The following is a 22,167-nucleotide window of genomic DNA, read 5'->3' as shown; positions in this document are numbered from 1 at the left end:
TCGCGGGGCCCGCTCGACGGGCGGGCCTCGCGAACAGGTACTGCTGACGGCCGCTACCTCACGCTGACGTCGTCCACGCGGAGGTTGCGCAGGATGGCGGGCTCGTTGCCGTAGAGGAGCTTGTAGGCGCTGTAACTGCCGAGCACCTTCTTCACGTAGCCGCGCGTCTCCTCGAAGGCGATGTGCTCCACCCACTCGTCCAGCTCCGCCCGGGGCAGCGCGTGGCGCCAGCGCTCCACCGCTCCGGGGCCCGCGTTGTAGGCGGCCACGGCATACGCGACATTGCCTCCGAAGTGCTTGATGAGCTGGCCCAGGTACGCCGCGCCCAGGCGCACGTTGTCGGCGGGCTGGAGCAACGCGGCCTCGCCCACCGGGGGCAGGTCCAGCGAGTCCGCCACCTGCCGCGCGGTGGCCGGCATGAGCTGCGCCAGTCCCAGCGCTCCCGTGGAGGAGCGCGCGCGGGGATTGAAGCGACTCTCCTCGCGGATGAGCCCTTGCAGCAGGTCCGGGTCCACGCGCGAGGCACGCGCGTAGCGCTCGATGAGCGCGCGGTAGGCCCGGGGCCAGGTGGCCTCCCAGATGGGCCGGGACGAGGCGCTCAGCGGACCGTGAATCTCCTGGCCCAGCGCCGAGCGCGCCACCTGCCGCGCGAGCTTGCGGCGCCCGGTGCGCAGCACCGTCTGGTACAGCAGCCGCGCCGAGGCTTCCGGCAGCACGCGGCCATCCACCGCGAGGAACTCGTCCACCGCGCCGGGGAGGCCCAACCGCAGCAGCTCCACTCCCGCCGCGAAGCGCGCGTCGTGCTGGAGCGGGCCAGGGGCGAGCGGCCAGACCTCGACCGGCTCACCGAGCTCGACGGGCTCGGTGGCCGCGGCGGGTGTGACGGTCCTGGCGGTGCCGCCCTGCTTGCCGGCGGTGGCCGTGGACCCGATGGCACCACCCGGCGTGCTGACCGTGGCAATGCCGACCTGCTTGCCGGCGGTGGCCGTGGACCCGATGGCACCACCCGGCGTGCTGACCGTGGCAATGCCGACCTGCTGGCTGGCGGTGGCCGTGGACCCGATGGCGCCACCCTGCGTGCTGACCGTGGCCATGGCCCCAGCGAGGTTCGCCGCAGCGAGACCCGCGGCGTTCACACCGGGCCTGCCGGCCTCGGCGGTGCTCCCGGCGAGCCCCCCGGGCTTGATGGCCGCGACGAGACTTCCCGCGGACAGGCTCTCTGCATTGACCCCACCGGGGTTGAGAACTCCCGTGGACAGGACAGGCTTGCCAGCCTCGGCGGCGGACCGGGTGAGCACGTCGATGGTCCCTCCGCCGTTACTGGCCGCGACAATGGTTCCCGCGGGCGCACCGGGCTTGCCGGACACGGCGGAGGAATCGCGCAGCCCTCCGGCGGCCCCGGGCCAGGTGCCAGTCGCGGCGGCAGACCCGCCGAGCACTCCGGCGATTCCGGGCAGGGTGCCGGACACCGTGGTGGAACCCGTGCGCCCTCCAGCCCCGAGCGAACTGCCGGCAGCGGCAGTGGACCGGGTGAGCGCGCTGGCGGCACTCGCGGCCACCTCGCCGGCCCCACCCGCGCTGCCGGAGCCCCCTACGCCTTCCTGCGACGGCCGCAGACGCGCCACTCGCTCGGGAGCGAGCAGCGCCAGCCGCGAGCGCGCCAGCATCCCGTACCAACCGGCGGGGCGCTCCATGGCGATGTGCTCGTAGCGGTCCATCGCCTCCACCTTGGTGGCCTCGCCCTCCAGCATCCGCGCGTGCCAGTACCTCGCGCGCCAGAGTGCCTCGTCCGTGCGCGCCGCCTCGGGGAGCTTCTCAACCGCCGTCAGCGCGGCCAGCGCGGCCTCGGTCTCCTGGCGGCGGGTGTGCAGCCAGAACGCGCGGAAGAGCGCCTCGGACGCGAAGTTGCCGGACGGGTAGCGCCGCGCCGTCTCCTCGTATCGCGCCATCGCCGCGTCCGTGTCCCCCGTGCGCTGGAGGAACCACGCCGAGAAGAAGAGCGCATCGTCCGCGTACCCGTGCTCCGGGTAGTCACGCGCGAGCGTCGCATACGTGGTGATGGCCGCCTTCGGGTCCACCACCGACTGCGAGTAGCCCAGCACGTACAGCGCCTGCGGCCGCTGCTCCGGCGAGGTGCACTGCTCCACCATCGGCGTGAGCATCTGGATGGCCCGGCGGTGCTGTCGCTCCTTGCGCAGCGCCCGGCCGTAGGTGAGGTGCGCGCGGCACGACAGCTCGTCGGGCAGCTGCACGTGGGGCAGCAAGCCGTTCAGCAGCTCCATGCCCGAGTAGTTGCGGTGCAGCTCCACCAGCGCCTCGGCCCGGCGCACCCTCCACTTGGTCGGCAGCGGCAACCCCTTCAGCCGCTGTCCGGCGCGCTGCGCCTCGCGCGACAGCGGGCTCGTGGCCCAGACCTCCAGCAGCGCGCGGTGCTCGACGTTGTACTGCCCCTGTGCTCGTGCCAAATCACAGATGGCCAGCAGCGCCTTCATCCGGAGCGCGTCCGGCCCGCGCGACTGGCGGCTGTCGATGAGCTCCTGCAGCGCGGCCAGCGCCCCGGCGACGTCGCCCCGGCGCTGGAGCACCTTCGACAGGCTGAAGCGCGCCTCCGGGTAGAGCGGCGAGCCCGGGCTCACACCCCGGTACTGCCCCACGGCCAGCTCCCACCGGCGCACCTTCTCGTTGGCCTGCGCCGCGCGGAACAGGCAGTGGTCCCTGAGCGGGATGTAGTCGTTGGCCAGCGCCGCGAACTCGTCCGCGGCGACGGTGAAGTCCTTCGCCAACAGGGCGCTCTGCGCCTGGAGGAAGCGCACCGGCAGCGTGGGCTTCTCCTGCGCGAGCAGCGCCCGCGCGCGCTGATAGCGGCCCCGGTTGAACTCCGCGCGCGCCTTCGCCAGCGTGCCTTCCGCGAAGTACGGCGCGAGCTGCTCCGGTCCGAAAGAGGGCGTGGCCCCCTCCGCGCTGTCCGGCTGCGCGGTGGGAGAGTCGAGCAGCGCCTCCAGCTGCTCCTCCGAGAGCACCTCGCCCGGGGTCTCCTCCACGGCCTCCTGTGCCCACGTGGGGCCCGCTCCCAGCACGCTCGCGCATGCCAGGAACACCACCGCTCCCGTTCGCAGCCCGTCCATCGCAGCCCTCTTCTGAAGTCCTGGGGCCAAGATGGATTTGCACGCTCCGTGTGAACGGGACTGGGTCAACTCACGCCGCCCGCACGCACGTCGTCCAGGCGATACCGGCGGACGCGGCGCCCCCGGCGGTTTGCACGAAACCCGACGGCCTTCAGCGCTGACGCGTAGGCGCTCCTGCGCGAGGGTGGTGGCGGAGACCACCTGCCCTGCACCGGGATGGATCCACGCCGGGGTGCCGGCACATTCCGGAGAAGATTTCGGGCGCTGTCCGTTCATCCCGCGCCGCCGTGCAACCTAGGAGACCCCCACCATGAAGGTCGGAACACTGTTGGCCACACTGGGCTGCATCGCCATGAGCACGGGAGGTTGTGGCTCCGAGGGCCCCGAAGGCCCCCAGGGCCCGCAGGGGCCGAAGGGCGAGCCCGACCAGCCGTGGGAGGTGGGGGACGGACTCCAGCTCGACGGAAACGTCCTCAGCGTCGAGTACGGGAGCGGAGCGAACACCGCCGTGCAGGGCAGTGACTCGCGGCTCAATGACGCCCGCGCGCCGCTGCCGGGCAGCGGGAGCTACATCCAGAACGGGAGCACCGTGCAGGACGCCTCGTTCTCCGTCGCGGGGACGGGCACCACGAATGGCCGGCTGACGACGAAGGCCGACCTGCGCGTCGAATCGGCGGCGTCGGCCCAGACACCGGTGCCCCTGCTGCGCGTCGAGAACACCGCGACCACCCCCACCTGGAACGGCTTCCCGCTCTTCACCGTGGACTCCGCGGGTGGCCTGCTCGCGCGCGGCGAGCTGGGCTACGGGGTCATCCCCATGACGGGCAAGGGGCAGAGGCTCATGTGGTACCCGAACAAGGCCGCGTTTCGCGCCGGCTATGCCGACACCCAGTGGGACGACGCGAGCGTGGGCTTCTACTCCTGGGCGGGCGGCAACCTGACCACGGCCAGCGCGTACGGCTCCTTCGCCTACGGTGACCAGTGCACGGCGAGCGGCACGGACTCGGTGTGCTTCGGAGCCAGCAACGTCACCAGCGGGACGGCGGGCTTCTCCTCTGGCGCCTCCACCACCGCGAGCGGCTTCGCGTCCGTGGCCATGGGATTCACCAACGTCGCCAGCGGCCAGGGCGCCGTGGCCATCGGGTACCGCGTGTCGGCGAACTCGGACTACGGGATGGCCCTGGGGCACCGGGTGACGACGGGGGGCTTCGACGGCGCATTCATCTGGGGGGACGAGTCGACCACCACCGTGGCCTCCAGCACCGCCAACAACCAGTTCATGTTGCGCGCCGCGGGCGGAGTCCGACTGAGGACCAACGCCACGCTCACCACGGGGTGTGATTTGCCCGCGGGCTCGGGCGTGTTCTCGTGCACGTCGGACCGGAACCAGAAGGAGGGCTTCCAGCATGTGGACGGGGAGGAGGTCCTCTCAAGGGTGGCCCGCATGCCCGTCCAGAGCTGGCGCTACAAGGACGAGAGCCAGGGCGTCCGTCACGTGGGCCCCGTCGCGCAGGACTTCCGCGCGGCCTTCGGCCTGGGCACTGACGACAAGAGCATCGGCCTGCTCGACATCGACGGGGTGAACATGGCCGCCATCCAGGCGTTGGAGCGGCGCACGCAGGAGCTCCGCGCCAAGACGGCCGAGGTGGATGCCCTGAAGGCCGAAATGGCCGAGCTGAAGCAGGGACTGTCCCGGCTGGAGGCGGCCATCCAGGCGCAGCGCCCCGCCGCGCGGTGACTTCAGGCCGTCACCTCCGGTGACTCGGCGAGCCGGCGCTTCGCCCACGCGGTGAGGCCCACGGCACTCAGCGCGGTGAGGGCCACCGTCACCCAGAGCCCCGCCGCGCCGCCCGAGCCCTGCACCATGCCCGCCGCGCCGTGCCCCAGCACGAGGAAGAGCACGGTGGCCGGAAGGCTCCCCACCAGCGTGCCCGCGAGGAACGAGGCCGGGCTCACGCGCGTGAGTCCCAGCGCGTAGTTGAGCACTCCGTAGGGCGCCAGCGGGGAGAGGCGCAGCAGGCACACCACGCCGAAGCCGCCGTCCTTCATCGCCGCGTCCAGCCGCGCGAGCCCCGGGAAGCGCTGCCGCAGGCGCTCGAAGGGGCCTCGCGCGAAGCGCGCGAGCGAGAAGGCCACGAGGTCCACGCCGAGGCTGAGGAGCATCAACAGCGCGCCACCACCCCACGGCCCATAGAGCGCGCCCGCCACGAGCGCGAAGGGTGTGGTGGGCAGCAGCAACAACGTGGACACGCTGTACACCGCGCAGAAGAGGACCGTGCCCGCCGGGCCCGAGCCGCGCACCAGGTCGAGCGCCGGCAGCGCTCCCGAGGCGAGCGGCCGCAGCATGAGCAGCGTCGCCACCAGTCCGAGCACCATCAACAGCACCGGCAGGTGGCGCTTCATGGGTGCTCCTTGCTGGTGGGGTAGCGAGCCGCCCACTTCGGCTGCATCCACAGCACCGGCAGGTGGCGCTTCATGGGTGCTCCTTGAACGGGTGACGGGCCGCCCACTTCGGCTGCATCAACAGCACCGGCAGGTGGCGCTTCATGGGTGCTCCCTGACGGGGTGACGGGCCGCCCACTTCGGCTGCATCCACAGCACTCGCAGGTGGCGCTTCATTTGTGCTCCTTGAACGGGTGACGGGCCGCCCACTTCGGCTGCACCAGCGGGAGGAGACTCCGGGCCAGCGGGTACAGCAGCGGCTCGCGGTGGCGGGTGAAGAGGTTGAGGCTCTGCGGCTCCGCGCCCAGCGCGCTTTTGCACTCCAGCGACGTGCGCCCGAACTGGATGCGCTTCGCGCCGGTGACGATGCCAAACTCCACGTCGTCCAGCAGCGCGTTGAAGTAGAGCGCGAGCCGCTCGTTGTGCGCGTAGTCAATGCCCAGGTAGTAGCTCTCCGACTCTTCTCCGGCGCGCAGGCGCGAGTTGAAGGCGCGCAGCTCTCCGCCCTCGAAGTAGCCGAGGAAGTCGAAGGCCGCGCCCAGCGACTCCTTCAGGTGCACGAAGTAGGAGGCACTCACGCGCGAGGGCCGCAGCCGCGAGCGCTGGTGGACGGCGCCGTACAGCGCTTCCACCTGCGGCGCGAGGTCGGCGATTTCTCCCGCCGTCAGGCTGCGGCGCTCCACTCCCGCGAGCTGGCGCCGCGAGCGGCGGGCATTGGCGCGGTACTTCGTGGTGAGGTCCGCGAGGTAGTCATCGAACCCGCGCCACGTGGGGCGCACGGTGAGCATCATGGTGGGGTCCACCTGCACGCGGTCCAGCCCCGCGCGCTCCAGGGCCCGCGTGGCCCCGAGCGCCTCGGGCGCCAGGTCCTTCACCAGCACGAAGGTGAGGTTGCGCTCCTGCGCCTGGAGGGCGTCCACCGCCTCGGCCAGCGCGGACCACGCGCGCTCCGCGTCCAACTCCGGCCGGTGCGCGAAGCCGTGCGGCCCGCAGACGAAGAGGTTGCCGCACACGAGAATGCGCACCCGCATCCGCTCCAGCACGCGCTTGAGCTGCGCGCGCACGAAGAAGGACGCGCCCAGGGTCTCCTCGGGCGGCATGCCCTCCGGCAGCAGGTTGGGCCCGAAGCCGTCCATGCCGAAGTCCACGCACTGGAAGCTGGCGACGGCGACGGGGCGGCCTTGCTCGCGGAAGAGCGCGTAGAAGAACGTCATGCGCTCGGGGCGGCTGCGCTCCAGGGCGCGCAGGTACGTGGGCTGGAGGAAGACGTGTCCGGCGTCCACCACCGCGCTCCAGTCCGCGTCGGGGAGGGCCTCGGCGGTGGAGAACAGCTCGAAGTGCAGACCGCTCGCGCCGGGGTGCCGCGCAGACCGTGCTACCGGGGAGGACTTCCGCGCCACTTGCATGGATGGGCTCCGTGAGGGTGACCGCTGACGAGAGCCCTCCAACGCAACCTCCGTGCCTCCCCGCACCCGTGCGCCAGGTGCGCGGTTTTGCTGGGACTGTGCAGCCGGGAGACTCCGCACGTGTGCAGCGGAGCGCACAGTGCGCGGTGGAGGTGGCACGTGAGGTGCGCCCCGCCCGCGCCTTCGCTATGCCTGGGCCTCTCTTCGCAAGGAGAAGCCCGTGACGTCATCAGCGAAGCACCAGCCCATCGTTTCCCCCAACCTGCCCAAGCCCGCGGGCCCGTACTCGCCCGGCATGCAGCTGGACCGGCTGCTCTTCATCTCCGGACAGGCCGCCAGGGACCCGGCCACCGGCAAGCAGGCCGAGGGAATCGAAGCGCAGACGGAGCAGGTGCTGCGCAACCTGGAGCGCATCCTCGTGGCCGGCGGCTCCAGCCTCCAGCACGTCCTGCGCTGCGGCGTCTTCCTCGTGGACATGAAGGAGTTCCCCCGGATGAACGCCGTCTACGAGCGCGTCTTCGCCGGACACCGCCCCGCGCGCACCACCGTGCAGGTGTCCGCGCTCCCCGACGACGGCCTGCGCGTGGAGATCGACTGCATCGCGTACGTGCCCTGAGCGCGGCGGAGGCTCCGTCACGCGCGGCCCGCTGGCGCATGAAGCACCGGCGGGCCGCCCTTCAGCACTCGCGCTTCAGCGTCAGCCGCGGACGCCTCCGAGGTATCGGCCCACGGAGACCTGCTGGTTCAGGGAGCTCTGCAGCGGGTTCCCCCCGCCGCTCTGCTGCCAGTCGCGAAGGGCGGCGCCGGCCTGCTTCCCGTTCCCCTTGAACGAGAAGGCGGGCATGTCCGCCATGTCCGTGCGCTCCGCGGTGAGGGTCGCCTTCCCGCCGAAGCCCATGAACTTCAGCTCGGGAGAGGCATCCACGCCGGTCTTGTCGAAGCTCCGGAGGGTCGCATCCACCTGCGCGGCCTCACCCGTCGACTCCAGCGCCTTGTCGAGCTGGCCCCGGAGCGCGAAGTCGAGCGCCTTGCCATCCACGAGCTTGTCGCCCTCCATCGTCACCGACAGCTTCGCCTCGAAGCCGCCGCCGTTCTTGCCCGCCGTCCCCTCCTCCTGCACCTTCACCGTGGTCTTCGTCTCCAGGGACTTCAGCTCCTTGAGGCCCGCTTCCTTCAACGTCCCGAGCGGGTCCTTCGCCAGCTTCATGGGGTCCAACCCCGGAGGGAGGTCGAACTTCGCCTCCGTCGTCACGGAGCCCTTGACGCTGCCCCCGGCCTGAAGGCCCCCGTTCGCCCCGGTCTGCTCACCGCGACGGCCCTTGGTGTTGTTGAACCCGAGCTCCAGGCCCCCCGCGACCTGGCCGGACATCTCATTCTTGAAGACCAGCGACGGCTTGCGGTTCTCGTCGAACTCGATGCGCGCCGTGTACTCCATCTTCACGCCGCCCTCGACGAACGCACTGGCGCCAATGGTCTTCTTCACGCCCAGACCCACGTCCGCGGCGAGCTGCGCCGCCTGGTTTCCGCCCACCTCGACGGCGGAGATGTGCTTCGCGGCGAACTCGAGGTCGGCCCCGGAAGGAGGGCCCCCCTTCAGCGCCGCCGCGGCGGGCCCCGTCATGCGCACGAGGGTGTCCGCCGCGCGCTTCGCCTCCTCGGCCGAGGCGAACTTCATCTCCACCTTCCCGTTGAAGCCCGCCGTCAGCTCGCCCTCCACCTTCGCCCGCGCCCCCACGGAGCCACCGGCGCTCGCATACAGGCCGCCGCCCAGCTCTCCGTCGGCGGAGACGATGTACTCGCCCTTCTCGTTGCGGGTGACCTCCAGCGTCCCCTTCCCGTACGCCTTCGCGCCCTCCATGCTCACGTCACCGCCGACCGACAGCGTGTACGTGTCGCCCGGGCCCAGCTTGTCGATGTTCTCCTCGTAGTCGAGGGCCTCGGTCCACCCCTTGCCGAAGTCCTTGGCCTTGTCGACGAGCTTGCCGCCCTCCTCGAGGGCCTTGTCCTTCACCTCGACGGCCGTGTCCTTCACGTCGCCGAGCGTGTCCTCGACCTTGTTCTTGAGGTCATTGGCGCCGCCCTTCAGCTTGTCGAAGAAGCCCTTCTCCTCCGTCTTCTTCGGCGCGGGGGGCGGCGGAGGCGGAGGGGGAGGCGCCAGCTCCACGCTGGCCGAGAGGCGCGAGCCGCCCCGGCCGTCGAACCCGTCGGCCCGCGGCGGGCGCTGGAGGGAGACGGCGGCGGAAGCCGTCGCGGGAGCCTTCGGGGCCGCCGGGGCGGGGGCGGGCTTCGGGGGGGTGACGACGGGACGGTAGGCGTCGAGCGGGCGCATGGACTTCGCTCCTGATTGGGGGCAGTGGGAGTCACTGGCTGCAATCAGGAGGAGCCGGGCAGGCGGCGCACCGTCCCAGGAAAGAGGATTTCACCCCGGATTTCGCCGCGTTGTGCGCCTGGCCCCGGCCGCTCGGTGCGCTGCGTCGACCGCCCGACGCTGACCCCGGACCTTTGGCCGGATGGCCAGTTGGCAGGACAATCCCGAGTTTCTAAGTTAATCAGGAAGAAGCGGCCCTGACGTCGGTTCACCGTGGCGGGAACGACGGAGCCGGGGCCTCTGCTTCCGAGGGTGGCGCGCACACAGCGCGCCGCCGGAAGGTGGCCACGAAGCCACCAGGGCAGCCCTCCTTACGCTCGGAGGGAGTCCCAGACCAGGGGTGCACGGCGAGGGGCACCCACCGCTAGATGAGGTCGAGGGGCAGCATCGTGCCCGCTTCGAACTCCGGCGCACGGCGCAGCTGGTCCAGCACGCGCGGCGCGCAGCGCAGGTGGAGCATGGGCATGGAGCCCGGCTCGCTCACCGAGCGCACGGAGCCCAGGAGGTGCTTCTCCTCGAGCCATCGCATGAAGCTCTGGTGGAAGCGTGCGCTCTCGGCCAGGCCGGACTGGTGTACCTCCACGCGCGAGCGCGGAGGTGGCCGGGCCGCCGACGCACGCGCGCGCGACGGCGCGGGTGCCTCCCTCGGCATCACCGTGATGTCGACCCACTCGGGCTGCGCATCCGGACCTGCATGCGAGCTGCTCGCGGCGCCCGGCAGCGGACGCATGTTCGAGGAAAGCCGGGGCGCACCTTCGGCGTACATGTCCCCCGGCCCGCCATTCTTCGTGCTCATGGCCTCATCCTCCCCCGGGTCCGGCGCTCAGCTGGCGCCGACCCCGGTATCAACCCACCACCGTCACCTGAACACAGCCAGGCCCTTGCCCGTCCGGTGTGTCGCCGAGCGGGGGAGCTTGACTGCATTGGCCAGGATCAAATCCCTCACCTCAACCGCCGTCAAGTCAGGTGCACGGCAGCGGTACAGTGCTGCAATACCCGCTACATAAGGCGCCGCCATGCTGGTGCCACTCATTCGCTCGTAGAACGCCTGGTTGTTGCAGCGGCGCTCTGTGGACGAATACACGCTTACTCCGTAACCCATGACGTCGGGGACGATGCGCCTACCCACCGTCCCGCTGGCGGAGAATGTGGCCACATTGCGCTCGAAGTCGACTGCGCCAACCGCCAGGGACTCCGGAAAGGCGGCTGGATAACCAACCGTGTCGGGTCCACTGTTGCCTGCCGCGACAACAGGCAGGACGTTGCTGTCGAGCAGGCGACGAATCATCGTCTGGAGCGCGCGCAGGTTGAGGTTGTAGTCGGCCTCCGAGATGCCGGGCGGCGGGTTGAGCGGGAAGCCGAGCGACAGATTCACGACGGCCGGGCGCATGGCGTTTTCAGGCCGGCTGAACTGGTGCAGCAGCCACTCCATGCCGGCGGCGACGCGGCCGAGGCTGGTGCGGATGGTCTCCGATTCAATGACGGATGCGACGTAGAGGTCCACCTCCGGGGCGACGCCGTGGTGCACGCCCGCGGCGATGCCGCACACGTGCGTGCCGTGGCCGTCCGGGTCGAAGCCGCGGATGTCACGGGCGGGGTTGTGCGGCGAGTTGGGGAACAGCGACACGTAGCGGAACTGGATGACGCGGGCGGCGTGCTCGGGGTGGTCCGCGTCCACGCCGGTGTCGAGGATGCCGAGCATGACACCCGCGCCGCGGATGCCCTGCGCGTGGGCGATGGGCACGCCGCACTCTTCCGGCCACTCGCGCTTGGCGAGCGAGGACATGCCGATGTGGCGCGGGCCCATCTGCCCCGCGGACACCGGGCCGGGGAAGGACAGGGGCACCACGTCGGGGATGAACTCGAACTCCTTCTCCAGGTCGGCGCGCGCGGCCTTCTCGGTGGCCTCCTCGTAGAAGTGGGCCATGGTGGCGCCGACGAGCGGCATGAAGCGGTAGCTGCCGGCCTCCGTGCCCGTCTGCTCCGTCACGGGCGCGCCCGGCATGGGTACGGTGCTGGAGTCGGCGCCGCGCGTGCCGGCCTGCTGCACTCGCGCGCCCTTCTTGCCCTTCGCGCCGCGCTTGCGCGGCTCCTGGCCGCTGACCTGGGGGCGCACGCCGGGCAGCGTGGCCGAGCGGAGGCCGAGCGCGGAGAGCGCGTCGGGTGCCTTGTTCGCCACGGAGAAGCGCAGCGCCGTGGTGCGCGACAGCACGCGCTCGCCCTGCTCCGTGCCGCGAGGCCCCACGTGCGCCTGCGTCTCGATGGACTCCTTTGGAACCAACAGGTAGGACTTCATGGTTGGTGTACTCCTTGGACGACCTTGCAACGCCAGCCGCGTGAAGAGAGGGCTGCCGGCATCAGTGGAGCGCCCGTCGCGTGCGGAGCCTCTCGCGTGCGAGGGGGGCAATGGGAGCGCGCTCGTGGCGACGTGCCCCCGACAGAAGTGGCCCGCGTCCGTGGCGGCGCGTCCACCGTGGTGGGTGAGGCTGACATCCCCGCGGGGGCACACACCGGCCTCGCGCGTGGCGGCGCGCCCGGTGTGTGGTGGCTGTGTCCCCGCTGCGTCATCCCGTCACCCTCCTTGGAAAGCCCCGGCCCACGGTGCGATTGGAACGGATGGGCCTGACAAAAAACCAAGGATTTCCTGTAGTAGACGCGTGAGACCCCCTGATTCGGTCCTGACGGGTCTTCCCCGAACGTCTGGAAGTGGGAGTGATTCCCTCCCGGGTACGAGGGGAGTGCCAGGGGGCACACAGGGACTGTGTCGTCCAGCGGACCCGTTGAGTCATCTGGGCGCGGCTTCTTCGGGAAAGTTCGCGTCCCCACAAATGTTCGCCTCCGTCCCTCCGCCCGGATAAAGGGAGGGACGTTCGCCCGGCCTGGAGCTTCAGAACGTGATTCCCTACTGGCATGCCCCCTCGATTCACCTGGGGCCCCTCACCATCGAGCCCTTCGGCATCTTCGTGGCGCTGGGCATCCTGCTGGCCGCTCGCCTGCTCGTCCGCAATGCCGAGCGGCAGAAGCTGGACCCGAACCCGCTGGCCGACTACGCGATGTGGGGCGTCATCGGCGGCGTCGTCATGGGCCACCTCGTGCACCTGCTCTTCTACCATCCGGAGGAGCTCTCCAAGAGCCCGTTCCAGATTCTGAAGGTGTGGGACGGGCTGTCGTCCTTCGGTGGCCTGCTGGGCGGCATCCTGGCGGCGGTGGTGTTCTTCCGGATGCGCAAGCTGCGCTTCAACGACTACGCGGACTCGTTCGCGCTGGGCGTGGCGCCGGGCTGGGCGGTGGCGCGGCTGGGGTGCTTCGCCGTGCATGACCACCCGGGCGTGCACACGGACTTCTTCCTCGCGGTGGCCTTCAAGGATGGCCCGCGCCACGACCTGGGCATGTACGACGCCATTGCCCTCTTCGCCATCAGCGGCCTGCTGTACGCGCTGCGCGACTCGGAGAAGCTGAAGGGCCGGCTGCTGCCGCTGCTCGCGCTGCTGTACTCCTTCTGCCGCTTCTTCTTCGACACGCTGCGCGCCACCGACTTGTCGTACGTGGATGCGCGCTACTTCGGGCTCACGCCCGCGCAGTACGGCTGCATCGCGCTGGTGGCGTATGGCCTGTGGGGCCTGCTGCGCAAGCGCGCGCCCGGGACGTCTCCGGTGCCTCCGGCCTCCTCGGGGCCGGGGAAGACGGTCGGCGCGGCACGGTAGTCGCGCCGGCGGCCGGGAGGGCCTTCGTGCTCCCGGGCCGCTGGCGTCACCTGACGGCTGGCGGTGGCATCATCGGCCCGGTGGCCCTGGCGAAGCGCCGGGGGCTCCCGGGCCGAGTCGTTTCCAGGGCGGCTCGAGCACGTCGCCGGGCTTTTCCGGCCCGGTGCCCCTGGCGCGGTGAGGGAGCAGGGAGGCTTCGGCATGAAGGCGCTCACCTACGACGTGGTGATGGCTCCGCTGGGGTGGCTGGGGCTGACGACCGCCCGGCGGAAGCTGGTGAGCGGGCTGTCCGGCCGCGTGCTGGAGGTGGGCACCGGCACCGGCCTGGCGCTCCCGGGCTACCCGGACACCGTGACGTCCGTCACCGCCATCGACATCGATGCCGAGGCGCTGGAGCGGGCGCGCAGGCGGCGCCCCGACGTCGAGGTGCTCCAGGCCAGCGTGGAGGAGCTGCCCTTCGCCGACGCGTCCTTCGATACCGTGGTGGCCAGCCTCGTCTTCTGCAGCGTGGACACGCCCGGACGTGGGATGGCGGAGCTGTTCCGCGTGCTGCGCCCCGGAGGAGAGCTGCGCATGCTGGAGCACGTGCGCGCGCCGTCCGCCGGGCTGGCCACCGCGCAGGACCTGCTCACCCCGGCGTGGCGGATGCTGACCGGTGGGTGCCGGCTCAATCGGGACACGTACCAGCTCGTGCGGCAGGCCGGCTTCGACGTGGTCCACCGCGTCCAGCGCCTCCATGGCGTGGGCGAGCTCATCATCGCCCGCAAGCCGAACGGCTGAGCGGAGGACCGCGTGCCGCCACTCAGCTGGACGGCGGCAGGCGCACGCCCGAGAGCTTCCGGTCCGTGAGCACCGAGTGAAGCCGGGTGATGCGCCCGTCCGCGTCGACGTCCACGCGCAGCACCGCGTGCGAGGCGTACATCGGGTCCTTCGCGTCCGCGAACACGGTCACCAGCGCCGGCAGGCCGTTGAGCATCTGGATTTCGAACGCGACCGGCGGGCCTCGCAGCTCCATCAGCCGCTGGAGGAACGTGAGCACCCGCTTCGCTCCCACCACCGGCACCTGGGCCGCACGCACCTGGCCGCCACCGTCCGTCAGCGCGCGCACGTCGGAGGACAGGAGCGCCTCCGCGGCCGCTACGTCTCCCGACAGCAGCGCGCCCATGAAGCCCTCCAGCGCGGCGCGCGTGCGCTCCTGCAGTGCCCTGGTGGGGACGCAGCGGGCACGGTCATACTCCGCCATCGCGGCGCGGGCGCGGTGGTGCACCACCTTCACGTTCACCTCGCTCATGTTGAGCGCCCCGGCCACCTCGCGCACCGAGTAGTCGAACACGTCGCGCAGCAGCAGCACGGCGCGCTGCTTCGGTGCCAGCACCTCCAGTGCCAGCAGGAAGGCGTAGGAGACGCTCTCCAGCAACTCATAGCGCCCCTCCGTCGAGCCGCCTCCCGGCAGCCGTGCCTCCACTCCGGGGGGCACGTCGAGCTCGGGTGACGTGGCGTCCGCGGTGTCGAGCGGCGACGGCAGCCACGGGCCCACGTAGCCCTCGCGGCGGCGGCGGCGCAGGTGGTCCCTCGCGAGGTTCACCGCCACCCGCGTCAGCCAGGGGCGCAGTGACTCCTGGTGCTCGGGCGGCGAGGCCAGGGCCCTGGCGTACGTCTCCTGCACCAGGTCGTCCGCGTCCGCCGCCACGCCCGTCATCCGGTAGCAGAGGCCCCAGAGGAAGCGCTCGTGCTCGCGCGCCGCTTCCGCCACCGCGCCGTGTCCCCGCCCTTCCATGCTTCAGGCCCCCACCGCGCGGCGCGGCTCCAGGTGCTGCGTCTGGAGGAGTGCTCGTGCCACGGACTCGGCGCTCGCGAAGGACGCGTCCGCGAGCATGCCCTCCGGGCCCACCCAGTCTCCCACCCGGAACAGGCCGCTCACGTGCGGCACCCGGGCCGTGGGACGTCCGGAGAGGCCACCGGACTTCGCGCCCGGCAGCAGGTGGCTCACCGTCAGGTTGGGACGGAAGCGCCGCGCCACCACGTGCTCGCGCCAGCCGGGCTGGAGCGCGTCCATCACCGCTTCCAGTTCGGCCTCGCGCGCCTCGGCGTCAGCTCCGCCCAGGTACTTCATCACGTGCACCATCGCGCCTCCCTCTGGCGCCAGCCGCGCGGACGCCGAGTGCACGGACACGTACCACGGACCGTCGATTCCGAGCGCGAACAGCGCCTCCGGCCTCGGCAGGCCGGACAGGCCGAGCTCCAGCGTGGCCGCCTTCACCGGCACCGCCTCCGCCGCCTCCCGCGCGAGCACCGCGTCCCCGGGCACCAGCGACGCCACGTCCCCTGGGCTGCCCGCCAACACCACCGCGTCCACCTCGTGCACCGTCCCGTCCGCGAGCCGGAGGCCGTACACGCGGGCTTCCGCTGCGTGTCCGTGGATGGCCACGGGGTTCGCTCCCGCACCGGCCTCGTGCGCCTGCGCATGGACCACCGATTCCACCCGTGCGGACAGCTCCAGCCGCACCCCCGCCTCGCGCGCCCGGGCCTCCAGCGCGTCCACCAGCGTGCTCCAGCCGCCGTCGATATAGAGCACGTTGGCCGCGAGCGCGGACTGGAGCTGGGACACCGCCACCTCCGCGCTCAGCGTGTCGAGGTCCGCGCAGTAGCACGACACCCGCGTCAGCGCGCCGACGAGCGCACGGGAGTCCTCGCGCGACAAGCGTGTCTCCAGCCACTCACGCATCGACTGGCGCGCCAGCGAGCTCACGTCGATGCGGGGCAGCCCCGCGAGCAGCCGCGCCAGCTCCAGCTTTCCGGCCAGGGTGAGCACGTCCGTCGTCATCAGCGACACGGCCCCGCGCGGCAGCGTGTGCAGCCGGCCCGCGCGCAACGCATACGAGCCCTCGCCCGGGATGCCTCCCTGGGGCTTCACGCCCAGGCTCCCGAGCACCCGCATCGCCGCCCCGCCCCGGTACAGCGCGTGGGGCCCCAGGTTGAAGCGGAAGCCCTCCACCTCCGACGTCTGCGCCCGGCCGCCGAGGTGCTTCGCGCGCTCATACAGCGTCACCTCGCAGCCACCGCGCACCAGCAGCGCCGCAGCCGTGAGCCCACCCAGCCCGCCGCCCACCACCGCCACTCGGGTTGCCCGCATGTCCGTCCTCCGTCTGTGCGCCCGGGAAATTCCGGGCATCCAACGGCTCCACGACGGAGGGGGCGAAAGGTTACAGGGCCTCGCGAAAGTCCCGGGAGTGGCCGGTCCGGGGCCGCCCGGCGCGCAGGCCGCGGCGGAATGAACGTTCCTTCCGCGAAGCAGCGCCCGGCCGCCCGCCGCGACGGTCCAGGCGGAATGAACGTTCCTTCCGCGAAGCAGCACCCGGCCGCCCGCGCAGGCCGCGGCGGAATGAACGTTCCTTCCACGAGCCACCCGCCCCGGCCGGGCCCTCATCGCCGGGACTCGCGTGTCACACCGCATCAATCCCGCGAGAACCTTCCACCGACAGCGCGGGTCAATCACGCCTCACATGCGCCACGCCGGTCTCGCATTGAGGGTGCGAATTCCTGACAACCCTGAGAGTTGCTTTGCGTCAGGCAATGTCAGAGGTAGGCGTAAGATGGTGCATACAGCGACGGAATCTCCCGCCGCGCACGTCAGAGGCATCCCCGAATGAGAAGTCTCCTCGTCGCCCTGCTCGCACTTCCCCTCTTCGCCGCCTGTGGCCCCGCGCCCGAGTCCGAGGCGTCCACCACGGCCGCACAGGCGCAGGAGGTCCAGTCCCAGCCGGACACGCAGGAGCTGTCGGCCGCCCCTCGTGAGCGCTCCGTCACGCTGAGCACCGGGGTGACGCTGCGCTATGTGGAGCAGGGCTCGAAGAACGGACCCGTGGTCGTCTTTCTCCACGGCTACACGGACTCGCACCACACGTGGGATTTGAACCTGCCCATCTTCCCGCGCAGCTTCCACATCTATGCGCTGGACCAGCGCGGCCATGGTGACTCGTCCCGCCCGGCCTGCTGTTACACGCAGCAGGACTTCGCCGCGGACGTCGTGGCCTTCCTGAATGCCATGGGCGAGCGCAAGGCCATCCTCGTCGGCCACTCCATGGGCAGCTTCATCGCGCAGCAGGTGGCGCTGGATTACCCGAGCCGCGTGGAGGCGCTGGTGCTGGTCGGCTCGGCGCCCACCGTCGCGGGCAACGAGGTGGCGCTGTTCCTGAAGTCCATCGTCGACACGCAGGTGGGCACGGTGGACCCGGACTTCGTCCGCGAGTTCCAGACGAGCACCTTCACGCGCCCCGTGCCGCAGTCGTACATCGACACGCTCGTGTCGGAGAGCCTCAAGGTCCCCGCCCGCGTGTGGCAGGCCACCCTGGACGGGCTCATCGCGGAGGACCACTCGGCCCGGCTGGGTGAGATTGACGTGCCCGTGCTCGTGGTGGGCGGAGACCAGGACGGCTTCTTCCCCGTCGAGCAGCAGCAGGCGCTGGTGGACGCCCTCCCCAACGCCACCTACGTCCTCTACCCGGACACCGGCCACGCGCCCCACGCGGAATTGCCACACCAGTTCGTGCACGAGGTGCAGCGCTTCCTGAAGTCGGTGACGAAGTAGCGCGGAGCATGCGCGGGCCCGGGGCGCGGCGGCTCACCATCGGCGCTCTCCGGGCCCGGCTTCCGGTAGGCCGTGCTCGTGACCCCGCTTCGGTAGGGTCGGCTACCCGGGCCCCGCCGCCTTCGTGTCCTCGGGCGGCCGCAGCGAGGGGTCTGGCGCATCGGACCGCGCCAGCAGCACCGCGGCGGTGAGGATGAGCAGTCCGCCCACCCCCTGCCGGGCACTGAGCCGCTCGTCGAGGAACAGCGCGCCCAGCAACACCGCCGTCAGCGGCTCCATGGTGGACACCAGGGACGTGTTCACCGGGCCGATGCGCGCCATGCCCACGAAGAAGAGGAGCACCGCGGCCACGGTGGAGACGAGTGCCAGCGCCACCACGGCGGCCCAGCCCGTGGGAGTGGTGGGGAAGGCCGGGCCCCGCGCCAGCACCACGAGCCCCAGCGTGACGCCCGCGGAGCCGAGGATGACGGTGCTGGACGCCAGTGGGCCCGCCCGGCCCGCGACCCGCGCGCTGATGACGACGTAGCAGGCGTAGAGGAGCGCGGACAGCAGCCCCAGCATGATGCCCAGCGGCTTCGCGCCGCCCTGCTCCACGTCCGCCGTCAGCGCCGTGCCCCCCAGGGCCAGCGCCACGGCCAGCCACTTCACCCGGCCCAGCCGCTCGCCGAAGACGACGCGCTGGAGCAGCGCCACGAGCGCGGGGAAGGAGTAGAGCAGCAGCGCCACCAGGCCCGCGGGGGCGTGCTGGAGGGCGATGAAGTACGCCCCCGCCTCCGACACGTAGCCCACCGCGCCCAGCAGGATGAGGGCCAGCACCACCTTGCGCTCTGGCAGGCGCTGGCGGCGCACCACCATGACGCTGGCCAGCACCGCCCCGGCGAGCGAGAAGCGCAGGAAGAGCAGCGACGGCGCGTCCGCGCCCGCCGCGTAGGCGAGGCGCCCGAAGAGGCCGAGCGCGCCGAAGCACGCCCCGGACAGGGCCACGATGAAGAAGCCAGCGGTGCGGTTCATGGCGGGAGCGCGCGCACCCTGCTCCAAGCGGGCGCCCGTGTCACGCGTCCCGCGCAGCCCGCCGGGGGCCTACCAGTAGTTGACGGACTTGAGGTCGAAGACGTCCGTGTAGCCACCGGCGCGCAGCAACTGCACGGCCTGGGCGCTGCGGCCGCCCGCGGCGCAGTAGACCACCACGCTCGTACCGGGCGGGCCCACCTCGGAGAGCCGCCGGGGCAGTTCCTGCACGGGGATGTTGCGCGCGGCTTCGGGGTGTCCCTGCTGGAACTCCTGCGGGGTGCGCACATCCAGCAGCACCGCGCCTTCCGCGACGAGCTGCCGGGCCTTCTGAGAGAGCTCCTGAGGCGTCATGGCTTCATTGTAGGCCCACCCGCGCGGAGCGGAGAGCGCTTCTTCCGAAGGTGTTGAGTCTCGAAGGGACGCGGCCGGGCCGGGGCCGGGTATTGCTCCCGCTCCCACGGGTGCCCCATCCTGCCCTCCATCTCCGTGACGTGCCCCGACAAGCCCACCCTCCTGGCGTTTCAACGCGGGACGCTGCCTCCGGACGAGGCCGAGCGCGTGCGGCTGCACCTGGAGACCTGCGCCTCCTGCCGTCGCTTCGACGCGCCCACCGTGGAGCTGGCTCCTCGCGACGTGCCCGTGCTTCCCGCCGCGCCGCCTGTCGCGCCGCCTGTCGGGGCACCGGTCCTGCCCGTGCCGGAGGGCACCGCAGCCCCTGGCCAGCTCGGGCGCTACCTGCTGCTGGCGCGGCTGGGGGCCGGGGGGATGGGAGAGGTCTTCAAGGCGTATGACCCCGAGCTCGACCGGCGCGTGGCGCTGAAGCTGCTGCGCCCGGAGTTGCTCGCGGGGCCAGGGGCCGAAGAGAACCGCGCGCGCATGCTCCGCGAGGCCCAGGCGCTGGCACGGCTGGCGGACGCCCACGTCGTGACGGTGCATGACGTTGGGACGCATGGCGACCAGGTCTTCCTCGCCATGGAGTACGTGGAGGGCGCGACGCTGCGGGAGTGGCTGGAGGCCCAGCCGCGTCCCTGGCGGCAGGTGATGGAGCGCTTCCTGGACGCCGGCCGGGGGCTGGCCGCCGCGCATGCGGCCGGGCTCGTGCACCGCGACTTCAAGCCGCAGAATGTCCTGGTGGCGCGCGACGGGCGCGTGAAGGTGGCCGACTTCGGGCTGGCCCGTGGCGTGGCCGCTTCCGCCCCGTCTGTCCTCGCGGAGGAGCCCGCGCCCCTGGCGGTGGTGACGCAGGCAGGCCAGGTGCTCGGCACGCCCGCGTACATGGCCCCGGAGCAGCGGGAGGGCGGGACGGTGGATGCCCGCGCGGACCAGTACGCCTTCAGCGTCGCGCTGTACGAGGCGCTCTACGGCCGCCATCCGCTCCAGGGTGTTCCCCGAGGAGGCGCGCCGCTTCCGCCTCCGTCCAGGCCCGGCCTTCCTCGTGGGCTGGCGCCCGTCCTCCTGCGAGGCATGGCCGCTCATCCCGACGCGCGCTTCCCCTCCATGGAGGCACTGCTCGGCGCACTCGCGCGGGAGGCGTCGGGCTCACGGCGGCGCCGGCTCGCGCTGGGGGCCGGGGTGCTGACGCTGGCCTCGACGCTGGGGCTCCTCGTGTGGAGGACCTCCGTCCCCGTGCCGTGCCAGGGCGCCGCGGAGCAGTGGGCCGGGACGTGGAGCGCGTCGCGCTCGGCGGCGGTGGGCGAGGCGCTGCGGCGCACCGGCCTTCCCTACTCGGCGGACACCGCCGCTGAAGTCGGCCGCCGCGTGGAGGACTACGGCAGGCGCTGGGTGGCGCAACACACCGACGCCTGCGAGGCCACGCGCCTGCGCGGGGAGCAGGGCGAGGAGATGCTGGATTTGCGCATGGCCTGCCTCGCGCGCCGGAGGCGGGCGGTGGATGCGCTCGCGAGCGTGCTGCTCTCCGCGGATGCGCGGGTGACGGAGAACGCGGTGCGCACCGTGGACGCCCTGCCGGACCTGGAGGACTGCGCCGACCTGGCGGCCCTGCGCGCGGCGCCGCGCCCTCCCGCCGACCCGGCCGTGCGGGCCCGGCTGGACGCGGCTCGCGAGCACATCGACGAGGCGCGCACCCTCATGGATGCGGCGCGCCTGAAGCCCGCCTTCGCGGCGCTGGAGAAGGCGCGGGGTGAAGCGCGCGCCCTCTCCGCGCTGGATGTGGAGGCCGAGGCCCTCGTCGTGGAGGGGCGCGTGCACTGGCGCGCCGGGCGCTACGACGTGGCGGCCGAGCGGCTGACGGAGGCCGCCAACGCCGCGAGCGCCGCTGGAGACGAGCCGATGCTCGCGCGCGCGTGGATTGACCTGGCCCAGGTGGAGAGCGGCCTGCTGCGCCGCCATGAGCCCGCGGCGCTGCGGCTCCGGCAGGCGCGGGTGGTGCTGGAGCGGCTGGGGCGCCCCGAGCGGCTGGAGGCGCGCTACCACTTCGTGGCGGGGATGAACGCGGAGGACCGCGAGCAGCACGCCGAGTCGCTCGAAGCGCTGGACCGGGCGCTGGCCCTCTTCGAGCGACTGCCCTCCCAGCTCCCGGCGATTCAGGTGCTGACGTTCCGGGCCAATGCGCTGATGGGCCTCGGCCGCTTCTCCGAGGCCGAGCAGTCCGTGCGGCGGGCGCTGGCCCTGCGCACGGCGGCCCAGGGGGCGAACCACCCGGAGCTGGGCTCGGGGTACGTCATGCTGGGCAACGTCCTCTCCTTCCAGAACCGGCTGGCCGAGGCCGTCGAGGCGCAGCGCCAGGCGCTCGCCCTCCTCGAGCCGGCCTACGGAAAGGAGAGCCTCCAGGTGGCGGCGGCGCTGCACAACCTGGGCATCCTCGAGACGTGGCGCGGGAACTTCCAGGACGCACTGGAGTCCGCCGAGCGCTCACGGGTGCTCTACGAGAAGAAGCTGGGCGCGGAACACCCCGAGGCCGCCAAGGTGCAGCGCACCGTCGCGGACATCTGGCTGGCCCAGGGGCGTGCTCGCGAGGCGCTACCCGTGCTGGAGCGCGCGCTCGAGCGCTTCGAGGCCAAGGAGGGGCGTGAGAACGAGACGCTCCTGCACTTCCTCACCAGCCTCGGTGAGGCGCACCTGGCGCTGGGGCGGCCGCAGCGGGCGGTGGAGTTGCTGGAGCGCGCGCTGCCGCTGAGGACGGCCCTCACCCGCGCCGAGGACGTGGCGCGGACGCGCTTCGCGCTGGGACGGGCGCTGTGGGAGACGAAGCAGGAGCCACGCAGGGCTCGCGAGCTGGTCGAGGACGCACGGGACACCTACGCGGCCCATGCGCAGGCCAACGCCCGCGCACTCGAAGCAGTGCAGGGGTGGCTGGCGACGCATGCGCTCGGGGAGCAGGCGCCTTGAGGCGGGGCGTGCCGGCCGGCGTCATGCGCCGCGTGGTGCGGGAGTGGCTGGCGACACATGCGCGCGGCGAGCAGGCGCCTTGAAGCGGGGCGTGCCGGCGTCACGCGCCGCGTGGTGTGGGAGTGGCCGGCGACGCATGCGCGCGGGGAGCAGGTGCCTTGAAGCGGGGCGTGCC

16 protein-coding genes are annotated in these 22,167 nt (G+C 71.9%); 6 read left to right on the top strand and 10 right to left on the bottom strand.

Annotated features, from left to right (window positions below; all coding sequences use genetic code 11):
• Nucleotides 1-53: 53 nt before the first annotated feature.
• Entirely contained in the window at nucleotides 54-3,125 is a 3,072-nt protein-coding gene (locus tag G4D86_RS52860) for a transglycosylase SLT domain-containing protein (protein ID WP_240360243.1), read from the bottom strand.
• Nucleotides 3,126-3,435: 310 nt separating this feature from the next.
• On the opposite strand from G4D86_RS52860, the gene G4D86_RS14545 reads away from it, so the two are divergent.
• Nucleotides 3,436-4,863 (top strand): tail fiber domain-containing protein, encoded by a 1,428-nt coding sequence (locus G4D86_RS14545; RefSeq protein ID WP_163993858.1) that lies wholly within the window; start codon nucleotides 3,436-3,438, stop codon nucleotides 4,861-4,863.
• 2 nt (nucleotides 4,864-4,865) lie between these two features.
• Here the strand turns inward: G4D86_RS14545 and G4D86_RS14540 are convergent, their stop codons facing one another.
• Together G4D86_RS14540 and G4D86_RS14535 are read right to left on the bottom strand one after the other, a co-directional pair.
• The gene (locus G4D86_RS14540) at nucleotides 4,866-5,528 is read right to left on the bottom strand and encodes a TVP38/TMEM64 family protein (RefSeq protein ID WP_163993856.1); all 663 of its coding nucleotides are present in this window, start codon (nucleotides 5,526-5,528) and stop codon (nucleotides 4,866-4,868) included.
• A 212-nt stretch (nucleotides 5,529-5,740) separates the two neighbouring features.
• On the bottom strand, nucleotides 5,741-6,973 hold the full coding sequence (locus G4D86_RS14535; protein ID WP_163993854.1) for a GNAT family protein: 1,233 nt from the start codon (nucleotides 6,971-6,973) through the stop codon (nucleotides 5,741-5,743).
• Nucleotides 6,974-7,193: 220 nt separating this feature from the next.
• Here G4D86_RS14535 and G4D86_RS14530 point away from each other — a divergent pair, with 220 nt between their 5' ends.
• Nucleotides 7,194-7,589 carry a RidA family protein gene (locus G4D86_RS14530; protein WP_163993853.1) on the top strand — a complete coding sequence of 132 codons (396 nt, stop codon included), beginning with the start codon at nucleotides 7,194-7,196 and terminating at the stop codon, nucleotides 7,587-7,589.
• A gap of 81 nt (nucleotides 7,590-7,670) precedes the next feature.
• Here G4D86_RS14530 and G4D86_RS14525 read toward each other — a convergent pair whose 3' ends face one another.
• The 3 genes from G4D86_RS14525 to popC all read right to left on the bottom strand — a co-directional run bounded on the left by G4D86_RS14525 (nucleotide 7,671) and on the right by popC (nucleotide 11,637).
• The gene (locus tag G4D86_RS14525; RefSeq protein ID WP_163993851.1) at nucleotides 7,671-9,302 is read right to left on the bottom strand and encodes a hypothetical protein; all 1,632 of its coding nucleotides are present in this window, start codon (nucleotides 9,300-9,302) and stop codon (nucleotides 7,671-7,673) included.
• A gap of 403 nt (nucleotides 9,303-9,705) precedes the next feature.
• Nucleotides 9,706-10,137, bottom strand: a complete 432-nt coding sequence (popD, locus tag G4D86_RS14520; protein ID WP_163993849.1) for a PopC secretion inhibitor PopD — start codon at nucleotides 10,135-10,137, stop codon at nucleotides 9,706-9,708.
• Between the two features lie 63 nt (nucleotides 10,138-10,200).
• Nucleotides 10,201-11,637, bottom strand: a complete 1,437-nt coding sequence (gene popC, locus G4D86_RS14515; protein WP_163993847.1) for a subtilisin-like protease PopC — start codon at nucleotides 11,635-11,637, stop codon at nucleotides 10,201-10,203.
• 598 nt (nucleotides 11,638-12,235) lie between these two features.
• On the opposite strand from popC, the gene G4D86_RS14510 reads away from it, so the two are divergent.
• Nucleotides 12,236-13,045: a prolipoprotein diacylglyceryl transferase gene (locus G4D86_RS14510; RefSeq protein WP_163993845.1), complete on the top strand. Its 810-nt coding sequence runs from the start codon at nucleotides 12,236-12,238 to the stop codon at nucleotides 13,043-13,045.
• A 201-nt stretch (nucleotides 13,046-13,246) separates the two neighbouring features.
• Nucleotides 13,247-13,825, top strand: coding sequence for a class I SAM-dependent methyltransferase (locus tag G4D86_RS14505; protein ID WP_163993843.1), 579 nt, complete (start codon nucleotides 13,247-13,249; stop codon nucleotides 13,823-13,825).
• A 22-nt stretch (nucleotides 13,826-13,847) separates the two neighbouring features.
• Here the strand turns inward: G4D86_RS14505 and G4D86_RS14500 are convergent, their stop codons facing one another.
• Nucleotides 13,848-14,822: a sigma-70 family RNA polymerase sigma factor gene (locus G4D86_RS14500; RefSeq protein WP_163993840.1), complete on the bottom strand. Its 975-nt coding sequence runs from the start codon at nucleotides 14,820-14,822 to the stop codon at nucleotides 13,848-13,850.
• Between the two features lie 3 nt (nucleotides 14,823-14,825).
• On the bottom strand, nucleotides 14,826-16,178 hold the full coding sequence (locus G4D86_RS14495) for a phytoene desaturase family protein (protein ID WP_163993838.1): 1,353 nt from the start codon (nucleotides 16,176-16,178) through the stop codon (nucleotides 14,826-14,828).
• Between the two features lie 513 nt (nucleotides 16,179-16,691).
• On the opposite strand from G4D86_RS14495, the gene G4D86_RS14490 reads away from it, so the two are divergent.
• On the top strand, nucleotides 16,692-17,633 hold the full coding sequence (locus G4D86_RS14490; protein ID WP_163993835.1) for an alpha/beta fold hydrolase: 942 nt from the start codon (nucleotides 16,692-16,694) through the stop codon (nucleotides 17,631-17,633).
• 102 nt (nucleotides 17,634-17,735) lie between these two features.
• On the opposite strand, the gene G4D86_RS14485 is transcribed toward G4D86_RS14490, so the two are convergent.
• Together G4D86_RS14485 and G4D86_RS14480 are read right to left on the bottom strand one after the other, a co-directional pair.
• Nucleotides 17,736-18,644 (bottom strand): DMT family transporter, encoded by a 909-nt coding sequence (locus G4D86_RS14485; RefSeq protein WP_163993833.1) that lies wholly within the window; start codon nucleotides 18,642-18,644, stop codon nucleotides 17,736-17,738.
• Nucleotides 18,645-18,713: 69 nt separating this feature from the next.
• On the bottom strand, nucleotides 18,714-18,995 hold the full coding sequence (locus tag G4D86_RS14480; RefSeq protein WP_163993831.1) for a rhodanese-like domain-containing protein: 282 nt from the start codon (nucleotides 18,993-18,995) through the stop codon (nucleotides 18,714-18,716).
• A 135-nt stretch (nucleotides 18,996-19,130) separates the two neighbouring features.
• On the opposite strand from G4D86_RS14480, the gene G4D86_RS53795 reads away from it, so the two are divergent.
• On the top strand, nucleotides 19,131-21,992 hold the full coding sequence (locus G4D86_RS53795) for a tetratricopeptide repeat protein (protein WP_163993829.1): 2,862 nt from the start codon (nucleotides 19,131-19,133) through the stop codon (nucleotides 21,990-21,992).
• Nucleotides 21,993-22,167 lie beyond the last annotated feature (175 nt).

Source organism: Pyxidicoccus caerfyrddinensis (assembly GCF_010894405.1).
GTDB classification, from domain to species: Bacteria; Myxococcota; Myxococcia; order Myxococcales; family Myxococcaceae; genus Myxococcus; species Myxococcus caerfyrddinensis.
This window is presented reverse-complemented; position numbering and strand designations above follow the sequence as displayed.

Bases quoted from the DNA above. Each gene is read 5' to 3' on its own strand.
- G4D86_RS52860 (WP_240360243.1), bottom strand. From the start codon at position 3,125: ATGGACGGGCTGCGAACGGGAGCGGTGGTGTTCCTGGCATGCGCGAGC.
- G4D86_RS14545 (WP_163993858.1), top strand. From the start codon at position 3,436: ATGAAGGTCGGAACACTGTTGGCCACACTGGGCTGCATCGCCATGAGC.
- G4D86_RS14540 (WP_163993856.1), bottom strand. From the start codon at position 5,528: ATGAAGCGCCACCTGCCGGTGCTGTTGATGGTGCTCGGACTGGTGGCG.
- G4D86_RS14535 (WP_163993854.1), bottom strand. From the start codon at position 6,973: ATGCAAGTGGCGCGGAAGTCCTCCCCGGTAGCACGGTCTGCGCGGCAC.
- G4D86_RS14525 (WP_163993851.1), bottom strand. From the start codon at position 9,302: ATGCGCCCGCTCGACGCCTACCGTCCCGTCGTCACCCCCCCGAAGCCC.
- popD (WP_163993849.1), bottom strand. From the start codon at position 10,137: ATGAGCACGAAGAATGGCGGGCCGGGGGACATGTACGCCGAAGGTGCG.
- popC (WP_163993847.1), bottom strand. From the start codon at position 11,637: ATGAAGTCCTACCTGTTGGTTCCAAAGGAGTCCATCGAGACGCAGGCG.
- G4D86_RS14505 (WP_163993843.1), top strand. From the start codon at position 13,247: ATGAAGGCGCTCACCTACGACGTGGTGATGGCTCCGCTGGGGTGGCTG.
- G4D86_RS14500 (WP_163993840.1), bottom strand. From the start codon at position 14,822: ATGGAAGGGCGGGGACACGGCGCGGTGGCGGAAGCGGCGCGCGAGCAC.
- G4D86_RS14495 (WP_163993838.1), bottom strand. From the start codon at position 16,178: ATGCGGGCAACCCGAGTGGCGGTGGTGGGCGGCGGGCTGGGTGGGCTC.
- G4D86_RS14490 (WP_163993835.1), top strand. From the start codon at position 16,692: ATGAGAAGTCTCCTCGTCGCCCTGCTCGCACTTCCCCTCTTCGCCGCC.
- G4D86_RS14485 (WP_163993833.1), bottom strand. From the start codon at position 18,644: ATGAACCGCACCGCTGGCTTCTTCATCGTGGCCCTGTCCGGGGCGTGC.
- G4D86_RS14480 (WP_163993831.1), bottom strand. From the start codon at position 18,995: ATGACGCCTCAGGAGCTCTCTCAGAAGGCCCGGCAGCTCGTCGCGGAA.